Source organism: Virgibacillus carmonensis (genome assembly GCF_057836705.1).
This window is the reverse complement of the sequence record NZ_JBYQFJ010000426.1, coordinates 1-513: the sequence shown is the minus strand read 5'-3', so window position 1 is coordinate 513 and position 513 is coordinate 1. Positions and strand designations below refer to the sequence as shown.

1 protein-coding gene is annotated in these 513 nt (G+C 40.9%); it reads right to left on the bottom strand.

Going from position 1 to position 513, the window contains the following annotated elements; all coding sequences use genetic code 11:
* A partial coding sequence (locus AC3G7N_RS22700) for a tripartite tricarboxylate transporter substrate binding protein (protein ID WP_489424353.1) occupies positions 1–513 on the bottom strand: 513 nt, incomplete at both ends.

Below are 513 nucleotides of genomic sequence, written 5' to 3'. Positions count from 1 at the left end.
CTTTCCATTCTTCAGTTTCAACCATTTTTCCTAGCTTTTCATCCCAATAGGCAATTTCCTCTTCAGTCATATCTGGTGGTCCCATGACTCCTCTCCAATGTGGGAATACCATGTCTACACCCTGTTCTTTAAATGTGGGAACTTCCTTTAAATCTTCCAATCTTTTTTCCGAGGAAATAGCTAGAATTTTTACCTTTCCGGCTAAATGTTGATCATGAACCTCAGAAACGGATGTAGTAACAACATCAACATGGTGCCCAAGGAGAGCAGTTACAACATCCCCGCCACCTTCATAAACTAGAAAGTCAACCTCAGTTGGGTTCACACCATATTCACGAGCAGCTTGAACAAAAGATAGATGGTCATCATTACCTAGTGCAGGTCCTACCCCTACTTTAATCGAGCTTGGGTCTTTCTTTAGTTGTTTCATTAATTCTTCCAAGGATCCATACTTTGAATCTGCTGGAACAGCTAATGATTGCCACTCTGTTGCTAAAGTAGCAATAGGAGTAA